The 16,218-nt window shown below is 67.8% G+C and carries 13 protein-coding genes; 8 read left to right on the top strand and 5 right to left on the bottom strand.

Translation table 11 applies throughout. From position 1 onward, the window contains the following. Position 1: 1 nt before the first annotated feature. Both ACFQ9K_RS30265 and ACFQ9K_RS30260 read right to left on the bottom strand, forming a co-directional pair. A complete protein-coding gene (locus tag ACFQ9K_RS30265) occupies positions 2-910 on the bottom strand; it encodes a helix-turn-helix transcriptional regulator (RefSeq protein ID WP_378725549.1) in 909 nt (302 codons plus the stop codon). A gap of 42 nt (positions 911-952) precedes the next feature. Continuing rightward, a complete protein-coding gene (locus tag ACFQ9K_RS30260) occupies positions 953-1,594 on the bottom strand; it encodes a TetR/AcrR family transcriptional regulator (protein ID WP_378725551.1) in 642 nt (213 codons plus the stop codon). Between the two features lie 86 nt (positions 1,595-1,680). On the opposite strand from ACFQ9K_RS30260, the gene ACFQ9K_RS30255 reads away from it, so the two are divergent. Both ACFQ9K_RS30255 and ACFQ9K_RS30250 read left to right on the top strand, forming a co-directional pair. Then, complete coding sequence (locus ACFQ9K_RS30255; RefSeq protein ID WP_378725553.1) at positions 1,681-2,616, top strand: DUF1295 domain-containing protein; 936 nt, start codon at positions 1,681-1,683, stop codon at positions 2,614-2,616. 200 nt (positions 2,617-2,816) lie between these two features. Further along, positions 2,817-3,980, top strand: coding sequence for a glycosyltransferase 87 family protein (locus ACFQ9K_RS30250; RefSeq protein WP_378725555.1), 1,164 nt, complete (start codon positions 2,817-2,819; stop codon positions 3,978-3,980). A gap of 4 nt (positions 3,981-3,984) precedes the next feature. Here the strand turns inward: ACFQ9K_RS30250 and car are convergent, their stop codons facing one another. Further along, positions 3,985-7,491, bottom strand: coding sequence for a carboxylic acid reductase (car, locus tag ACFQ9K_RS30245; RefSeq protein ID WP_378725557.1), 3,507 nt, complete (start codon positions 7,489-7,491; stop codon positions 3,985-3,987). Positions 7,492-7,733: 242 nt separating this feature from the next. On the opposite strand from car, the gene ACFQ9K_RS30240 reads away from it, so the two are divergent. The 6 genes from ACFQ9K_RS30240 to ACFQ9K_RS30215 all read left to right on the top strand — a co-directional run bounded on the left by ACFQ9K_RS30240 (position 7,734) and on the right by ACFQ9K_RS30215 (position 14,315). Continuing rightward, positions 7,734-9,185 carry an MFS transporter gene (locus ACFQ9K_RS30240; RefSeq protein WP_378725559.1) on the top strand — a complete coding sequence of 484 codons (1,452 nt, stop codon included), beginning with the start codon at positions 7,734-7,736 and terminating at the stop codon, positions 9,183-9,185. 156 nt (positions 9,186-9,341) lie between these two features. Then, positions 9,342-10,748 (top strand): PLP-dependent cysteine synthase family protein, encoded by a 1,407-nt coding sequence (locus ACFQ9K_RS30235; protein WP_378726769.1) that lies wholly within the window; start codon positions 9,342-9,344, stop codon positions 10,746-10,748. Next, positions 10,724-11,761: an LLM class flavin-dependent oxidoreductase gene (locus ACFQ9K_RS30230; RefSeq protein ID WP_378726771.1), complete on the top strand. Its 1,038-nt coding sequence runs from the start codon at positions 10,724-10,726 to the stop codon at positions 11,759-11,761. Before ACFQ9K_RS30235 ends, ACFQ9K_RS30230 begins: the two co-directional genes overlap by 25 nt. A 14-nt stretch (positions 11,762-11,775) precedes the next feature. Continuing rightward, positions 11,776-13,140 carry an NtaA/DmoA family FMN-dependent monooxygenase gene (locus tag ACFQ9K_RS30225; RefSeq protein WP_378726773.1) on the top strand — a complete coding sequence of 455 codons (1,365 nt, stop codon included), beginning with the start codon at positions 11,776-11,778 and terminating at the stop codon, positions 13,138-13,140. Between the two features lie 110 nt (positions 13,141-13,250). Then, positions 13,251-13,745 carry a YfbM family protein gene (locus ACFQ9K_RS30220; protein ID WP_378726775.1) on the top strand — a complete coding sequence of 165 codons (495 nt, stop codon included), beginning with the start codon at positions 13,251-13,253 and terminating at the stop codon, positions 13,743-13,745. A gap of 54 nt (positions 13,746-13,799) precedes the next feature. After that, on the top strand, positions 13,800-14,315 hold the full coding sequence (locus ACFQ9K_RS30215) for a GNAT family N-acetyltransferase (RefSeq protein ID WP_378726777.1): 516 nt from the start codon (positions 13,800-13,802) through the stop codon (positions 14,313-14,315). Positions 14,316-14,464: 149 nt separating this feature from the next. On the opposite strand, the gene ACFQ9K_RS30210 is transcribed toward ACFQ9K_RS30215, so the two are convergent. Together ACFQ9K_RS30210 and ACFQ9K_RS30205 are read right to left on the bottom strand one after the other, a co-directional pair. Further along, the gene (locus tag ACFQ9K_RS30210) at positions 14,465-14,950 is read right to left on the bottom strand and encodes a glutathione peroxidase (protein ID WP_378724906.1); all 486 of its coding nucleotides are present in this window, start codon (positions 14,948-14,950) and stop codon (positions 14,465-14,467) included. Next, positions 14,947-16,173, bottom strand: coding sequence for a cytochrome P450 (locus ACFQ9K_RS30205; RefSeq protein ID WP_378724908.1), 1,227 nt, complete (start codon positions 16,171-16,173; stop codon positions 14,947-14,949). The genes ACFQ9K_RS30210 and ACFQ9K_RS30205 overlap by 4 nt, the downstream gene beginning before the upstream one ends. Positions 16,174-16,218: the final 45 nt, after the last annotated feature.

Genomic DNA, 16,218 nt, shown 5'->3' with positions numbered 1-16,218 from the left:
GTCATACCGCGGTCGGCACCGAGTGGTACTGCCTGCGGTGTTCGGCCCAGGGCTCGTGCTGTTCCTCGGGGGTCATCGCGAGTAGTACACGGAGCCGGTCCCATTGGGTTTCGTCGGTCGGGGTGTAGATCTGGACCCAGGCGCCGGCTACCGCGGGGATCGACATGCTGGTGATGACCATTTCCAGTTGCCCGACGGCGAGGTTGCGGATCTGCTTGATCCGGTTGGCCGGGATCGCGACGTCGTTGCGCGCCCACAGGGTGGCGAAATCGGTGCTGGCGGCGCACATTTCCTCGATGAACTCCTGCCAGGTGGGGTCGTCGAGGTTCTTCGCGTAGGCGCCGCGCAGGTAGGCGACCATGCGGCGCAGGTCATCCCAGCAGTGCTTGTAGGTGTTGCAGCACTGCGGGGTGAGGAAGACGCGGCGGGCGACGTTGCGCTCCCCCATCAGGAACCCCGGGCACAGCGCGGCGTACGGCTCGTTGAAGGCCAGCACGTCATATCGCGCGCTGAGCACGGCCGCGGGCAGTGGCGCCAGGTGGTCGAGGATGGTCTGCATCTCCTCGGGCAGTGCGCTGTTCGTGTGCGGACTCGGCACGGTCGGCACCTCGGCGAGGCGGTAGAGGTGTCCACGTTCGGCGTCGTCGAGGGCGAGCGTCCGGGCGACCGCGTCCAAAACCTGGACGCTGACGTTGATCTGGCGGCCTTGTTCGAGCCAGGTGTACCAGGTGACGCCGATGCCGGACAGCTGGGCGACCTCTTCGCGGCGCAATCCCGGTGTGCGGCGGCGCGGTCCGGGCGGCAGCCCGACGTCGTCCGGGGAGATCTTGGCTCGCCGCGACTTCAGGAAGGTTCCCAGTTCCGCGCGGCGCGCTTTGCGCACCGCCCGCACATCGAGCACATCGGTCATCCCCTGATCGTGCCGTAAATCGGTAGCGGTATCCAGGTGCTGCTAGTACCCGTTTTGGCGCGCGCCCCCTCCCCGCCCCGGTTCGACCAGCGCGTCGAGGCTGCTCAGGATGTGCTCGCGAATCGCGGCCCAGTCCGACCATTCCGGTGCCGCGCCGGGAATCGCGGCCACCAGCGCGACGCCGCGAACGGTGGCCACGGCCATGTCCAGCAGGCTCTCGAAACCTGGCGACGCGGCGTAGGTGGGCAGCGCCGCCCTGGCTTGCCTGCGGAAACTGTCCATCCCGATGGTGGTCAGTTCGACTGCGCTGCGGGCGATCTCGCTGTCCGTCCGGGCGACGTTGAACAGCTCGAGCACCGCGGGAGCGATGGGCAGGCAGTGCAGTCGCCACAGCCGGTCCAGCAGCACCGCGGCGACCTCGCGTTCGCTCGACTCCGGGGTGGGTGTCGTGACGAACTCGCCGAACAGTTGCTCCCCGAGCCGGGCCATCGCCGCGTCGACCAGCGCCGCCTTGGACGGAAAGTAGTACTGCTGCGCGCCCTGGCTCACCCCGGCCCGCTCGGCGACGGCGCGGGTGGAGGTGCCGGCGTAGCCGACCTCGATCAGGCTGGCGACGGTCGCGTCGAGCAGTGCGGCGACCGTTCCGGTTCGCCGTTCGGCCTGGGTCCGCTTCGCGCTGCTCACCCGGCGAGCATAGCAAAACCTGTCGATCGACTTGTTAAGTCGATCGACTTGGAATAACCTCTGCTGCACCCGAACCAGGAGGCGCAGTGGCCGATAGACCGAACCGACACCCGATCCGGCGATTCCTCTCCTCCATGCTCTGCGTCCCGTTGTTCGTCGCGATGCTGGTCGACGAGAGCATCCGCGCCTTCGCGATCGTCAACGCGGTAGCGCAGCTGGTGTTGTTCATCGCCGTCGCGTGCGTCCCGGCGTGGCGCACCCGGCGGATGACCTATGTCGACATCGCCTGGCCGTGGGGTCTGGTCGTGCTGGGTGCGGAAGTGCTGGCCTTCGGCGACTTCTCACTCTTCGCCGGCGCGATCGCCTGCTTCTATCTGGTCGTCGGAGCACGGATGGGCCTCGCCGCGCTAGCCCTCTGGCGCACCGGCGAATTCGACCGGGAACTACCCCGGTATCGATTCCAGCGGTTGCGCTGGCGACGCACCTCGCTCGGCGACGAACGCGTCGACCTGGTCGCCGAGGTTCTGGTACAGGGCTGGGCGAACTGCACGGTGCTCGCGGTGCCCGCCGCGCTCGCCGTCTCCGCCGACCGCCCGGCCTTCGGCGCGCTCACCCTCGTCGGCCTGGTGGTCTGGGCCGGTTCCTGGGTTCTGGAATCGACCGCCGATATGCAGAAGCTGCGCTTCGGCGCGGCCGCGAAACGCGAAGGCGTCAAACGCAGCTGCGATGCCGGGCTGTGGAAGTACAGCCGGCACCCGAACTACTTCTTCCAATGGATGCAGTGGAACGCCGTGGCCGTCATGTGCCTGCCCGAACTGGTCGACCATCTCGGCCGGACAAACCTGTACACGGCGATCTGGCTCGTCATCGGATTGCTCGGCTGCTCGGTCACCATGTACTGGTGCCTGGTCTTCTATACCGGCGCCGTTCCCGCCGAGTACTACAGCATGCAGAAGCGCCCGGACTACCGCGACTACCAGGCGCGCACCAACCGGTTCTTCCCCGGACCGGCCCGGGCGTAGACCGGCGTGGCATGTCGCACACCCGACAAATCCCCTGGTAGCGGTAACGATTCGAGCACCGCCCCGGCCCCAGGGAGTTCGGGGCGTGCTCGCGCTCGAGTTATTCGGTAAGTTGATCACTTGTGCCCAAGTCCCGGATGCTGGAGTTTCCACGCACGGGCCCAACACTTTTCATACTGGCCGCGAGTGCCGCTCTGGCGGTGATCCTGCTGTTCACCACGGTCGACCCGTGGCTGGACCGGGCAGGCATCCTGGACGGCGGGCTGGACGTGCATGTATATCGGGACGGCGCCTGGCGCATCCTGCACGGACTGCCGCTCTACACCGAGCCGACCATTGCTGGGCTCCTGTACACCTACACGCCGTTCTCGACCATCGCCTTCATCCCCATCGTCGCGATTCCGTGGCGGTGGGTCGCCGACACCTGGTTGATCTTGAACCTGCTGGTGCTCTTCGGCTGCGTGCTGCTGAGCTGGCGCATCCTCGGATACCGGATCAACGGCCAACTCGCCGCCGTCAGTGGCCTGCTGGCGATCACCCTCGCGTTCATCGAGCCGGTCCGCACCACGCTGTTCTACGGTCAGATCAACCTGATGCTGATGCTGCTGGTGCTGTGGGACTTCTCCCGAGCGGATCGGAGCAGGCTGCGCGGCATCGGCGTCGGCATCGCCGCGGGCATCAAACTCGTCCCCGCCTACTTCGTCGTGCAGTTCCTCGCGCTGCGCCAATGGCGCTCGGCCGCCACCGCGGTGGGCGCGTTCGTCGCCTCGATCGTCCTGGCCTGGATCGTGCTCCCCGCCGACTCCCGGCAGTACTGGACCTCGACCTTCTTCCAATCCAACCGCATCGCCGACGACATGCACCCGTCCAACCAATCCATCCGCGGCGTCATCGCCCATCTCACGCACCACCCGGCACCGGTGTGGCTGTGGCTGCTCATCGCCGGCACCGTCACCCTGGTGAGCCTCGCCATCACCGTCGGCCTCTTCCGGCACGGCGAACGATTGCTCGCGGTAACCCTGGCCGGCCTCACCGCGTGCGCGGTCTCGCCGTTCTCCTGGGACCACCACTGGGTCTGGTTCGTCCCGCTGTTCGTCTACCTGGTGCACCGAGCGCAATCCCATTGGGCCTGGTGGCTGGTCGCCGCACTGCTTTTCGTCTCGATCGGCGCATGGACCTGGGAATACGACCCCAACTATGTCGTCGTCGGCCTGTTCCTGTTCCCGCCGTGGTGGCCGGGCGCGCAACTGCTGATCAACAGCTTCGTCATCGTCTACGCCATCGTTCTCATCGGCGCGACCATCGTCCTGTTCCGCCGCCGCGCGGACCTCGACGTCGCCGACGAGGTGCACGCGGCAGCGTAACCGCTCAAAGCAGTTGGAGCAGTTGCAGATCGGTGAGGTACTTGCGGATCAGCGACTCTGTCAGATGCGGAATGTCCTTGTCCGGCCCGATCCCGGCGGCCTGCACCGCCGCCTGGAACTTCTTGGCGGGCAGCAGCGAGCCGCGTACCGGCGCGCGCTGGTGCCGGTACGCATCGAGCAGCGGCAGCACCGACGCCTGACGCTGCCTCTCCGGCAAGGCGCGAATGGCCGTTTCGAAACGCGCGAACCACTCGGCGTAATCGGTGATCCGCTGGATGGGGCGGCCGGAATCGATCATCCAGTCGACGAACTCGTCCAGCGAGATGCCGTCGTCGTGCGGATTCCAGGCGTCGTAGGTCTGGAAGCCCTCGGTGGCTTGGACACCGAGGGTGGTGATCGCCTCCGCGGTGAAATCGGCGGGGAGCCCGTCGTAGTGCGCGCGCCGGCGTTTGCCGTCGGCGTCGGTGGTGTAGAAGGAATACGGCGCGATGCCGGTGGCGGCAATGCTCAGGATGAGCCGGGTGAAGACGTCGGGAACGTTGAGTTGTCCGGCGTAGCGACGGTCGGCCAGGATCATGTCCGAACGGAACACCGCGACCGGCAGCCCGCACAGATCGTGCGCCTCGCGCAGCAACACCTCACCGGCCCACTTGCTGTTGCCGTAACCGTTGGCATACCCCTCGCGCACGGCGCGGACCGCGCTCATCTGACGAATGTCGCTGTCCTCCTCGAACACCGCCGGATCGACCTGATCCGCCACACCGACGGTCGACAGGTAGGTGACCGGCTTGCGCCGCGCGGTGATGGCCAGGCGGATGATCTCCGCGGTGCCGACCACATTCGGCCCGAACAGCTGGCCATAGGGAAGAACGTGATTGACCAGCGCGGCCGGGTGGACGATCAGGTCGACCGTCTCGGCGAGCCGCTGCCAGGTGGCGTCGTCCAGACCGAGGTCGGGGTCCCCGATGTCGCCGGGCAGCACCTCGAGGTTCCGGGCGGCCAGTTCCTGGTAGTGCGCGACGAGTGCCGGATCGCCGCTGTCGAACGCCGCGTCCAGGCGTTCGCGGGCCGCGGTCGCGTCACTGCCACGCACGAGGCAGATCAGCTTTCCGCCGGTCCGATCCAGTCGCTCCAGCCATTCCAGGCAGAGGAAGCGCCCGAGGTAGCCGTTCGCGCCGGTAAGCAGGACCGTCTGCGCGGGCACCGGCGCGGCCGGAATCGCGTTGGCGGCGGCCAGGGTTCGCGCGTCGATGAACTTGTCCAGGGTGAGGTCCGCCGCGCGGATCTCCGTTCCGCTGCCGTGCACGGACGTCACCGTCGGCCGCTTCGCGCCCGAATCCCGTTCGGCCTCGATGTATTTCGCGATCGCGCGGAGGTTGTTCGCCGGGCTGATGATGACACCGACCGGCACCTCCACCCCGAACGTCTCGTCCAGCAGGTTCGAAAACGACAGCGCCGAAAGGGAATCGCCGCCCAGATCGGTGAAGTGCGCGTCGGGCCGCAGCTCGGTGGACGCGATGCCGAGCAGGGCGCGCGCCGCATGACTCACCGTGTCCAGTACCGGACGAGACGCGGCCTCGCGACGCAGCTCCAGCATTTCGTCGCTCTGCCGTGCCGCGTGATCGGTGTAGATCTGCTCGAGGCGTTCGCCGTAGCGTTCCTTCAGCTTGGGGCGCAACAGCTTCGAGATGCCGGAAAGCAGTCCGTTCTCCACGGTGAACGGCTCGGTCTCGATCAGGAATTCGCGTGGAATCTCATAGGACTGAAGATCCGCGGCCTTGGCCAGCTGCTGAATCGATTCGGCCAGTGCGGATTTCAAGGTGTCGGTATCGGTGTCGCGCAGCGCGGCCTCGGTGGGCACGATCACCGCGACCAGATAGGAGCGTTCGCTGCTGCCGTAGATGTAGATCTGCCGGATGAGCGGGCTGGTGGCATAGACCGCCTCCAGATTGGCGACGGTCACGAACTCGCCCTGGGACAGCTTGAGCACGTTGTTGCGGCGATCGACGTACACCAGCTCGTCGGGACCGATTTCGGCCACGATGTCACCGGTCCGGTAGAAGCCCTCCTCGTCGAAGATCTCCGCGGTGATGTCGGGGCGCTTGTAGTACCCGGGGATCTGGGTCTTCGCCTTCACCAGGAACTCACCGCGGGGATACGGTTGATCGGTGCGGAAGTAGCCGAGTTCCGGCACGTCGACCAGCTTGTAGTCGGTGACCATCGGGCGCTGGACCCGGTTGTCCATCAGGATGCCCGCACCGGCCTCGGTGGAGCCGTAGCCGTCGTGCAGTTGCACATCGAGCACGGATTCCATGAACGCCCGCATCTGCGCGGACAACGGCGCGCTGCCGACGATCGCGCCGAGCAGCCTGCCACCCAGATAGTTCTGCCGCAGTTCGGTTTTCACCTCGTCGTCGAGCGCCGCCGGATCGACGCCGGCGCCGGAGCGCCGGTCGATCTCGCTGCGGTAGCGCTGAAAGATCATGTCGCACACCCGCGGAACGAAGAAGATCTCGGTGGGCCGCACCAGCGAAATGTCTTCGAACAGCGTCGACATATCGCTCTTCGCGGCGAAGTACGCGGTGCCGCCGCGGGCCAGCACGCCGATCAGCGCCAGGCGGCCCGCGATGTGACTCATCGGCATGTAGTTCAGATTGATGCCGACGCCGGTGGCCAGCCCCTGCCAGCCCGCCCGCGCCAGCCGCTCGGTGTAGATCGCGCCCTTCGGCGTGCCCGTGCTGCCCGAGGTGTAGATGAGCAGGGCGATCGGGTCGTCGTCCGGATCGGGGACGAACAGCGGAGCCTGCGGCAGTGCGCCGCCCCGTTCGAGCACGTCGTCGAGCGTTTCGACGATCACCGAGCTGCCCGCGTCGGCCAGTCGCCTGCGGGCGGCCTCGACCGTCGCGCGCTGCGCGTCGTCCGCTCGGTGGTAGTCGAATACCAGCAGCCGCTCCGGCGAGGTGCCCGCGAGCAGGCAGTCCACCGCCGCGTCGAGGTGGTCCGGCGTCGAGGCGAGCAGCCGCGGCTCGGTCTCGCTGAGGATCGAGGTCAGCTGGGCGACCGCCGCGCTCGCCTGCAACGGCACGGCGACCGCGCCCATGTGCATGACGGCCAGGTCGAGGGTCAGGTAGTCGGTGCTGGTGAAGCCGAGCAGTGCAATGAAATCACCTGCGCGCAACGGCTTTTCGGGATCGCTCTGCCAGGCGGTCGCGACCGCGCCGACCCGCTGCCACAGTTCACCGTAGGTGATGGTCTCGTACCTGGGCAGCAGCCGCACCGACGTGACGCCGGTCGCGTCGTCGGTGACCACCTCGAACGCCCGCTGACCGACCGCGGGCCGATCGGCATAACCCGCCATCGCGGTGGCGACCACCTCGCCCATCCGCTTCCCGGGTTCGCGCATGGCCGCGGCCACCGACTCGATCGGCCGCGCGGCCTTCACCTGTTCGTCGTCGGCGAACAATCGCGCGATTCGGCGCTGTAGTCGCTCGTCGCGTGCACCAACCGCCATGGCAGATCTCCCTCGCTGAGAAAGTTGGAAACGCCTTATATCTTTGAAACAGGTTAGCTTGTCTAAGTATTTCGGGGTAGACGGCGTTCCGGCGGCGAATCAGGTGGTCTCCGCCACATCTCACCGGAATAATATGCCGCAGAGCGGACATTCCTCGCGAAGCGCGCGCTTATCCAGGTGTTGCCAATACCAGTTCTATTGGGCTCCTGTTACTGGTGTCGCGCAGCCCGCAAGATCAGTGCATGACGCAGATCTTGTCGCCGGATTCGGCAGCCGCAGAGCCGGTTACCGCGCCCCCGGCCGCACCACCCGCCGCGTACGGTGCGCGGCGCACCCTGGCCATCCTCGCCGTGATTCTCACCGGTCAATTCATGGCCGTGCTCGACGCCTCCATCGTCAATGTCGCGATTCCCTCGATTCGCAGTTCCCTGCACACCTCCGGCGCCGCGTTGCAGCTGATCGTCGCCGGATATGTGATCGCCTATGCCGTGCTGCTGGTAACCGGGGCCCGGCTCGGCGACCGATTCAGTCAGCGGCGGATGTTCATCGCCGGATTGGCACTGTTCACGCTCGCCTCGCTGGTATGCGGGCTGGCGTGGAACGAAACCTCGCTCATCGTTTTCCGCTTCGCCCAGGGCGTGGGCGCGGCGGCGATGGTGCCGCAGATCATGACGCTCATCCAGCGCAACTTCACCGGCAACGCGCGGGCCAAGGCGCTCAGCGTGTATTCCGCGATCATTTCCGGCGGCATGGTCGCCGGGCAGGTGCTCGGCGGGCTCATCGTCAGCGCCGACCTGTGGGGCAGCGGCTGGCGCGGCGTGTTCCTGGTCAACGTGCCGATCGGCCTGGTCCTGCTGGTGGTCGCGCCGCGGGTGCTGCCGACAGTGACCCAGCGCTTCGATCGCAAGCTCGACCTGGCCGGGCTGACCGTGCTCACCGCGGCGGTGCTGGCGCTGGTACTGCCGTTGGTGCTCGGCCGCGAGCTCGATTGGCCGCTGTGGTCGTGGATCTCGTTGGGCGCGTGCGTGATCGCGTTCGCGGCGTTCGTCGGGATCGAGCGGGCCGTCGCGGCCCGCGACGGCGAGCCGTTGTTCTCGCACCGGGTGCTGGCCGCGCCGGGACTGCTGCTCGCCGCGGCGACCCTGTTCGTGGTGATGGCGACCTTCGGCGGCTGGATGTTCGTGATGGCCATCCACTTGCAGAGCACGCTCGGTTACAGCGCGCTGCACGCGGGCCTGCTGTTCATCCCCATGGGCGCGACCTTCGCCATCGCGGGCCTGAACTGGGAGCGTGTACCACATCGCTTCCACGCCACGATGATTCCGCTCGGGCTCGTGCTTGCCGCGGCGAGCATGGTGACCGTCGGTCTGTTGCTGCGCGACGGCGCGGAGGTCGGCCCGCTGGTTTTGGTCCTGCTCGGGCTCTGCGGTGTGGGCAACGGATTCGCGTTCAGTCCCCTGATGACGCGGACGCTGGCCAAGGTGCCGATGAGCCTGGCCGCGGACGCCAGCGGAATCCTGGTGACCAATGTGCAGCTCGGCATCGTGGTCGGCATCGCGTCGTTCGGCACGCTGTTCCTCGGCCTGGCCGGCAGTACGGCACTGTCCGCGGCACACGCGCTCGGCGGCACCGCCATTGCCGAGGGGGTGACGGTGCTGGTCGCGGCCGGTCTTTCGGCCCGCGCCGCGCGGTAGTTCCGCACCACACGAGTCCCGGGTCCGCGGTGGACCCGGGACTCGTGCCGTGCGGGCCCGGCTTCGAATCAGCCCGACGCAAACCGTCGCGCTCCCCCGCGCCGGACCGCATGCTCGACGAGGGCTGCTTCGCCCGTCGGACAGAGAGGTGTCAAAATGCCAGTGGGGCGAGCCGGTCTCGTCGGTGCGCCGCAGGTCTTCGAGTCCGTCGTCGAGGCGATCGGGCACACGCCGCTGGTTCGGTTGAATCGGGTGCCTGCGGCCGGGGGTGCGGCGGTGTACGCCAAGCTCGAATTCACCAATCCCGGTGGCAGCGTGAAGGATCGGGTCGCCGCGTCCATGGTGCGGGCGGCCGAGGCGAGCGGGGAGCTGCGCCCCGGCGGCACCATTGTCGAAGGGACGTCGGGCAATACCGGGATCGGGCTGGCGCTGGTCGGCGCCGCGCTCGGGTATCGGACCGTGGTTGTGGTGCCGGACAAGACCAGCCGGGAGAAGATCGCGATTCTGCGGGCGCTCGGCGCGGATGTCCGGGTGACTCCCGGCGGCCGGCCAACGCATCATCCCGAGCATGTGCGCAATCTCGCGACCCGCCTCGCCGCCGAGATACCCGGCGGATGGCTGGCCGGTCAGTACGACAATCCGGCGAATCCGGAGGCGCACTACCGCACGACCGGACCGGAGATCTGGGCGCAGACCGGCGGGCGCGTCACGCATTTCGTGGCGGGGATCGGGACCGGCGGGACGGTCAGCGGCGCGGGGCGCTACCTCGGCGAGGTGTCGAACGGCCGCGTTCAGGTCATCGGGGCGGATCCGGAGCATTCGGTGTACGGCGGCGGCGACGGCCGGGCCTACTACGTCGAGGCGGTCGGGCACTTCCGGCATCCGGAGACGGCCGTGGACGAATGGCCGCGGTCGTATCACCGAGACGTGCTGTCGCGGATCGAACGGGTCAGTGACGCAGAGGCTTTCGCGGTGATCGCCCGGTTGGCGCGGGAGGAAGGGCTGCTCGTCGGCGGTTCGGCCGGCGTCTCCGTCGCGGCGGCGCTGCGGGTGGCGGCCACGCTGGAGCCGCAGGACCTGGTGGTGGTGATCGTGCCCGATTCCGGGCGGGCCTATCTGAGCAAGTATTTCGACGACGAATGGGTCGGCAGGCTCGGGTTCGAGGTCGCCGCGACGGACACCGTCGGAACCGGGCAGAGTTACTCCGGCACGGTCGCGTTCGTGCCGTCGACCGCGACGGTCGCCGAGGCGCTCGAAATACTGGGCGCGGCAACGGCTCTGCCGGTGGTGCTGGATCGGCCCGGATCGGACGAGGTGGTGGTGGCCGAGATCCTCGGCTCCGCGGCCCGCGCCACGCTGACCGCCGCACCGCAGGGCGATCCGGTCACCACGCACCTCGATCCCCCACTTCTCGTCGTCGGCATCCGCGAATCCCGCGGGGCCGCCGCCGAACGACTGGCCGGCGACACCCGGCCGGTCCTGCTCGCCGACAACGGCGTCATCACCGCAATCCTCGATCGCACGGAAGAAGGTGTCGAATGGGCGTTTTCGCGCTCGGCCTAGAACTCGACGGCGAAGGCTTCCACCCCGAGGCCTGGCGGCGTGCCGCGCACGCGCCGGACCGCTTGCTCACCGGCGACACCCTGCGCGCCCGGGTCGCCACGGCGGAGAACGCGGGCTTCACCCTCGTCACCTTCGCCGACTCCATCCTGCCGCCGGAGGCCGTCGCCGGACGCATCGACGCGGTGACCCGCGCGTCGTTCGTGGCCGCGACGACCAGCACCATCGGCCTGGTGCCGACGGTCGCCACCAGCTACGCCGAACCGTTCCACACGTCCTCGCAGATCGCGACGCTGGATTACGCGTCGCGCGGCCGGGCCGGGTGGATCGCCGAGCCGATCGACGACCCGAGGGCGGCCGCCGCCTGGGGACGCACCCAGGTACCCGCCGACGAACTCGCCAGGGAACAGGACGATTCCATCGAGGTGGCCCGCCGCCTGTGGGACTCGTGGGACGACGACGCGGTGCTCCGCGACTATCCCAACGGACGATTCCTGGACCGGAACCGGCTGCACTACATCGACTTTCGCGGCGAGACCTACTCGGTGAAGGGACCGGCGATCGTGCCCCGCCCGCCGCAGGGGCAACCGGTCGTGTTCGGCGCCACCGGCGATGTCGATGTCCGGCTCGTCGCGGCCGACTCGGTCGCCGCCGCCATCGAATCGGCCGAGCGGGCGCACGCCGGTCTGGCATTCGCCGAGATCGATGTCACCCTGGACACCCCCGGCGCGACCGCCGGCGAACGGCTCGGCGCGGCGCCCTCGAATTCCCCTGCCCGGCTGGCGTTTTCCGGATCCGCGGCCGAGCTGGTCGATCTGCTGACCCACCTCAGCGCCCATCTCGACGGCGTGCGCCTGCACCCGGCGGTCATCGACGAGGACCTTCCGGTGCTCGCCCGCGAGGTTCTGCCCGCGCTGCTGCGCACCGGCATCGCGCACCGTCCGGTGCCGGGTTCCACGCTGCGCGCCAACCTCGGCCTGGCCCGCCCCGCCAATCGCTACGCCGCGTCGCACTGACAGGAGCCAACGACATGACCGCTCATCCACGTCCGGACGCCCAGGTCCATTTCGGTGTGTTCTTCCAGGGCGTCAACCACACCACCATCTGGTCCGACCCGGCCAGCGGCTCGCAGATCGACTTCGAGACCTTCCGCCGGGTCGCGCAGACCGCCGAGCGCGGGCTGTTCGACGCGTTCTTCCTCGGCGAGGGGCTGCGACTGCGGGAGCAGGACGGCAAGATTCTCGAACTCGATATCGCGGGCCGCCCGGACGCGATCGCCCAGCTGGCCGCGCTGGCGGGCGTCACCCGGCACATCGGCCTGGTCGCCACCCAGAACACCACCTACAACGAGCCCGCCGACCTGGCCCGCCGATTGAGCGGCCTGGACCTGATCTCCGGCGGCCGCGCCGGCTGGAACGCTGTCACCACCGACAACGCCTGGACCGGCGAAAACTTCCGCCGCGGTGGCTATTTGGACCACGCGCTGCGCTACGAGCGGGCCGGGGAGTTCCTCGCGACCGCCCGCGCCATCTGGGATGCCTGGCGCGACGGCGCCATCGCCACCTCGCCGCAGAGTCCGTCGTGGGCGAGCGCCGACGCGGTCACGCCGGTCGAACGATCCACCGATCACTTCCAGGTGTCGATCACCCCGACGCTCCCGCGCAGCGCCCAGGGACATCCCGTCATCTTCCAGGCCGGCGACTCCCCCACCGGCCGCGATTTCGCCGCGGCCAACGCCGACGTGATCTTCTCCAGGCACGGAACGCATTTCGACGACGCCCTCGCCTTCGCGAACGACATCCGGGCCCGCCTGCGCGCGGCCGGCCGGCCGGCCGACGACATCAAGATTCTCCCCGGTACCCAGATCGTGCTGGCGGAGAAGGAATCCGAGGTCGAGGAGAAGGTCCGCTGGGTCAAGAACGGCCAATACACCGGCCAGACGGCGCTTTCCCTGGCCGGTCAGGTCTGGGGCCGCGACCTGTCCCACCTCGACCCCGACGGCCCGCTCCCGAAGGAAGACCCGGAACACCGGCCCATCTCCGAGACCCGCGGCTCGCCACGCCACGGGCAGGATCCGCACGCCATCGCCCGCGAATGGCGCGCCCGCGCGGAGGCCGAAAACCTTTCTCTGCGTGAGACAGTCATCGCTACCACCGAACGTTCCGGCTTCGCCGGCACCCCCGCTCAGGTCGCGGACGAGCTCGCCCGCTGGGTCCGTCAGGGCGCGGTCGACGGATTCAACATCTCCCCCTACCTGGTGCCCACCGGCCTGGACGAAATCGTCGACTGGCTCGTCCCCGAACTCCAGGAACGAGGCGTCTACCGCACCGAGTACACCGGCACAACCCTGCGCCACCATCTCGGCCTCCGCGACCCCCTCACCCGCCGCGGCTGACCCCACCATATGGACGCGGCGCTCGGCGCCGTAGCCCCCCCAGAACTGATGTGTAGCGCAATGTCCCAGCCCGCGAGATGCTTTCGGGAAACAACTCGAAGGGCAGGTGCATGGGACAGCTAGGCGTTCACTTCGCTTTGACACCGGAACAGGCGGACGCGCTTCTCGATGCGGACAGTCCCGACACGGTCCTGACGCTTATCGAAGAGATCGAAGAAGGGCTGGACGACGAGGCCGACCAGGTCAGCAGTGACAAAGCGTGGGATGCCATTCACCGATGCCTGTCCGACGGCACCCTCGATCCCGCGGGCGGCACCTATCCCCTGTCTCACGCTGTCCTCGGCGGTACCCGCCTCGACGCGGGAGACGATTACTTCGTCAGCTACCTCACCGCCGGACAGGTCGATGATGTAGCGCGCGCATTGTCCCTGCTCGACGAACAATTCTTGCGGGAACGCTTTTTCGACCTGGACGCCGATGACTACAACGGCCCACGCAATGCCGACGACTTCGACTACACCTGGTCCAATCTCATCGACATCAGAACCTTCTTCACCCGCGCCGCCCGGACCGCTCGCCCGGTGATCTTCACGGTAGACCAGTAGACCCGGGACCACTCCGAGCCCCCATAAACCGCTGCGAGGGTGCACGATCGGCATATGGGGCAAACCATATTGGAGACCGAGAGACTGACGCTCGTGCCGCTACGCGCCGAGCACACCGACGCCGTCGTCGCGGTGTTCGCGCACCCGGGCATGAGCACCTACATCGATATCGACTTCAGCGTGGCCGACAACGCGCGAAAGATGGTGCGGGGGCGGCTCGCCTACGACGGACCACCGAGGATGGGGCACTGGGTCATCCTGCATGAGGGCGAGGTCGTGGGACTCGGCCATCTCCGCCCGTCCTGGGAACTTCCAGGCGACCTACCGGAGATCGGCTGGTACCTCAGTCCTGCCTACGGCGGTCGCGGGCTCGCCACCGAGGCCGCCACCGCCATCCTCCGGTACGGCCTCGACGACCTACGCGTGAACTCCATCTGGGCCCTCGTCCACACCCACAACGAACCCAGCCTCAAACTCGCCGCCCGCCTGGGCTTCCTGGCCGTCGGCACCGGCATCCACTACGGCGCCGAGCACCGCGTCCACGTCGCCCTGCCGCCGCACGCTTTCTGACGCCCCGCACCGACAATTGTCGGTGCGAACCGTCAGAACTGGTGCGGCGGTGGGGGTTAGCTGCGGGCGTCGCGGAGGCCGAGGTGGTGGCGGGTACTTCGCCACATGATTCGAGGCCCGTCCGATCGGACGGGCCTCGAATTGTGCACTCAGAGCAGAGATTCGATCGCTGCCACCAGCGCGGGCGCATCGGGGGTGACGGTGGGGCGGAAACGCCCGGCCACCTTTCCGTCGCGATCGATCAGGAACTTCTCGAAGTTCCACTGGACGTCGCCGGCCGTGCCGTCGGCATCGGCGGTCTCGACCAGGGTTTCATACAGCGGGTGCTGGTTTTCCCCGTTGACATCGGTCTTCTCCAGCAGCGGGAAGTCGACGCCATAGGTGGTCGAGCAGAACTCCTGGATTTCCTCGGCGGTACCCGGCTCCTGCCCCATGAACTGATTGCTGGGCACGCCGACCACGCTGAAACCGCGCGGGCCGTAGGACTTCTGCAATTCGACCAGCCCGCTGTACTGCGGCGTCAGCCCGCATTTGGAGGCCACGTTGACCAGCAGCACCACATTGTCGCCGACCAGCTCGGTCAGCGTCGCTGGTTCACCGCTCAGCGTCCGTAGCGGTACGTTTCGAAGAGTCATTCGTATCGGACCTGCCAATTCTTGATTCCGTTGATCCACCCCGACCGCAACCGTACCGGATCGGCGACCTCGGTGATCTTGGGCATGGCGTCGGCGATGGCGTTGAACATCAGGTCGATTTCCAGCCTGGCCAGGTTCGCGCCGACGCAGTAGTGCGCGCCGGTGCCGCCGAACCCGACATGTGGATTCGGGTCGCGAAGAATGTCGAAGGTGAACGGATCGTCGAACGCGTCCTCGTCGAAGTTGGCCGAACCGTAGAACAGTCCGACCCGCTCACCCTGCCGGATCGGTGTGCCACCGAGCTCGGTATCGGCGGTGGCGGTGCGCTGGAACGCGGTCACCGGCGTGGCCCACCGGACGATCTCGTCCGGCGCCGTGCGCGGCCGCCGTTCCTGGTACAGCTCCCATTGCTCGGGATGGTCCACGAATGCCTTCATGCCGTGCGTAATGGCATTGCGTGTCGTTTCGTTGCCCGCCACCGAAAGCAGGATCACGAAGAAACCGAATTCGTCGGAGCCGAGCGACTCGCCGTCGACGTCGGCGTGCACGAGTTCGGACACGATATCCCCCGCCGGGGCACCGCGCCGCTGCTCGGCCAGGTTCCAGGCATAACCGAGGATTTCGGCGGAGGCGAGCGCGGGATCACCGTAATCCGGGTCGTCGTAGCTGAGCATCTGATTCGACCAGTCGAACAGCTTGCGCCGGTCTTGCTGGGGCACGCCGATCAACTCGGCGATCGCCTGCAACGGCAACTCGCACGCGACCTGTTCGACGAAATTGCCGCCGCCCGTTTTCTTCGCCTCGTGCACAATGGCATGCGCTCGCTCGGTCAGCGCCGCCCGCAAGCCCTCCACCGCGCGCGGCGTGAAACCCTTCGTGATGATTTTGCGGAACTTGGAGTGCTTCGGCGGGTCCATGTTCACCAGCAGCACGCTCGCCGCGGCCGACTGCTCCGGCGTGGTGGTGTCGGACGGCCGGATGATCGAGCCTTTGCGTTCGGAGGAGAACAACTCCGGGTTGCGCGAGATCTCCTTGACGTCGGCCAGTGTGCTCACCACCCAGTAGCCGCCGTCGCGGAAGCCACCGGAGCGGTCGTCCTCCTGCGGCTGCCACCAGACCGGAGCGGTCCGGCGCAGCATGGCGAATTCCTCGATGGGCCTTCGCGTCTCCCACAGCGCCGGATCGGTGAAGTCGAATCCGGCCGGCAACGACGGTGTCGCCACGGCTACCTCCTCAGGTGGTCCTGCGAACCGCGCCCCTCGGCGCAG

Source organism: Nocardia sp. NPDC056564 (genome assembly GCF_042793755.1).
Classification (GTDB): Bacteria; Actinomycetota; Actinomycetes; order Mycobacteriales; family Mycobacteriaceae; genus Nocardia.
This window is presented reverse-complemented; position numbering and strand designations above follow the sequence as displayed.

Excerpts from the sequence above, each read along its gene's own strand:
- ACFQ9K_RS30265 (WP_378725549.1), bottom strand. The coding sequence starts at position 910 with ATGACCGATGTGCTCGATGTGCGGGCGGTGCGCAAAGCGCGCCGCGCG.
- ACFQ9K_RS30225 (WP_378726773.1), top strand. The coding sequence starts at position 11,776 with ATGACCGCTCATCCACGTCCGGACGCCCAGGTCCATTTCGGTGTGTTC.
- ACFQ9K_RS30210 (WP_378724906.1), bottom strand. The coding sequence starts at position 14,950 with ATGACTCTTCGAAACGTACCGCTACGGACGCTGAGCGGTGAACCAGCG.
- ACFQ9K_RS30235 (WP_378726769.1), top strand. The coding sequence starts at position 9,342 with ATGCCAGTGGGGCGAGCCGGTCTCGTCGGTGCGCCGCAGGTCTTCGAG.
- car (WP_378725557.1), bottom strand. The coding sequence starts at position 7,491 with ATGGCGGTTGGTGCACGCGACGAGCGACTACAGCGCCGAATCGCGCGA.
- ACFQ9K_RS30240 (WP_378725559.1), top strand. The coding sequence starts at position 7,734 with ATGACGCAGATCTTGTCGCCGGATTCGGCAGCCGCAGAGCCGGTTACC.
- ACFQ9K_RS30230 (WP_378726771.1), top strand. The coding sequence starts at position 10,724 with ATGGGCGTTTTCGCGCTCGGCCTAGAACTCGACGGCGAAGGCTTCCAC.
- ACFQ9K_RS30220 (WP_378726775.1), top strand. The coding sequence starts at position 13,251 with ATGGGACAGCTAGGCGTTCACTTCGCTTTGACACCGGAACAGGCGGAC.
- ACFQ9K_RS30215 (WP_378726777.1), top strand. The coding sequence starts at position 13,800 with ATGGGGCAAACCATATTGGAGACCGAGAGACTGACGCTCGTGCCGCTA.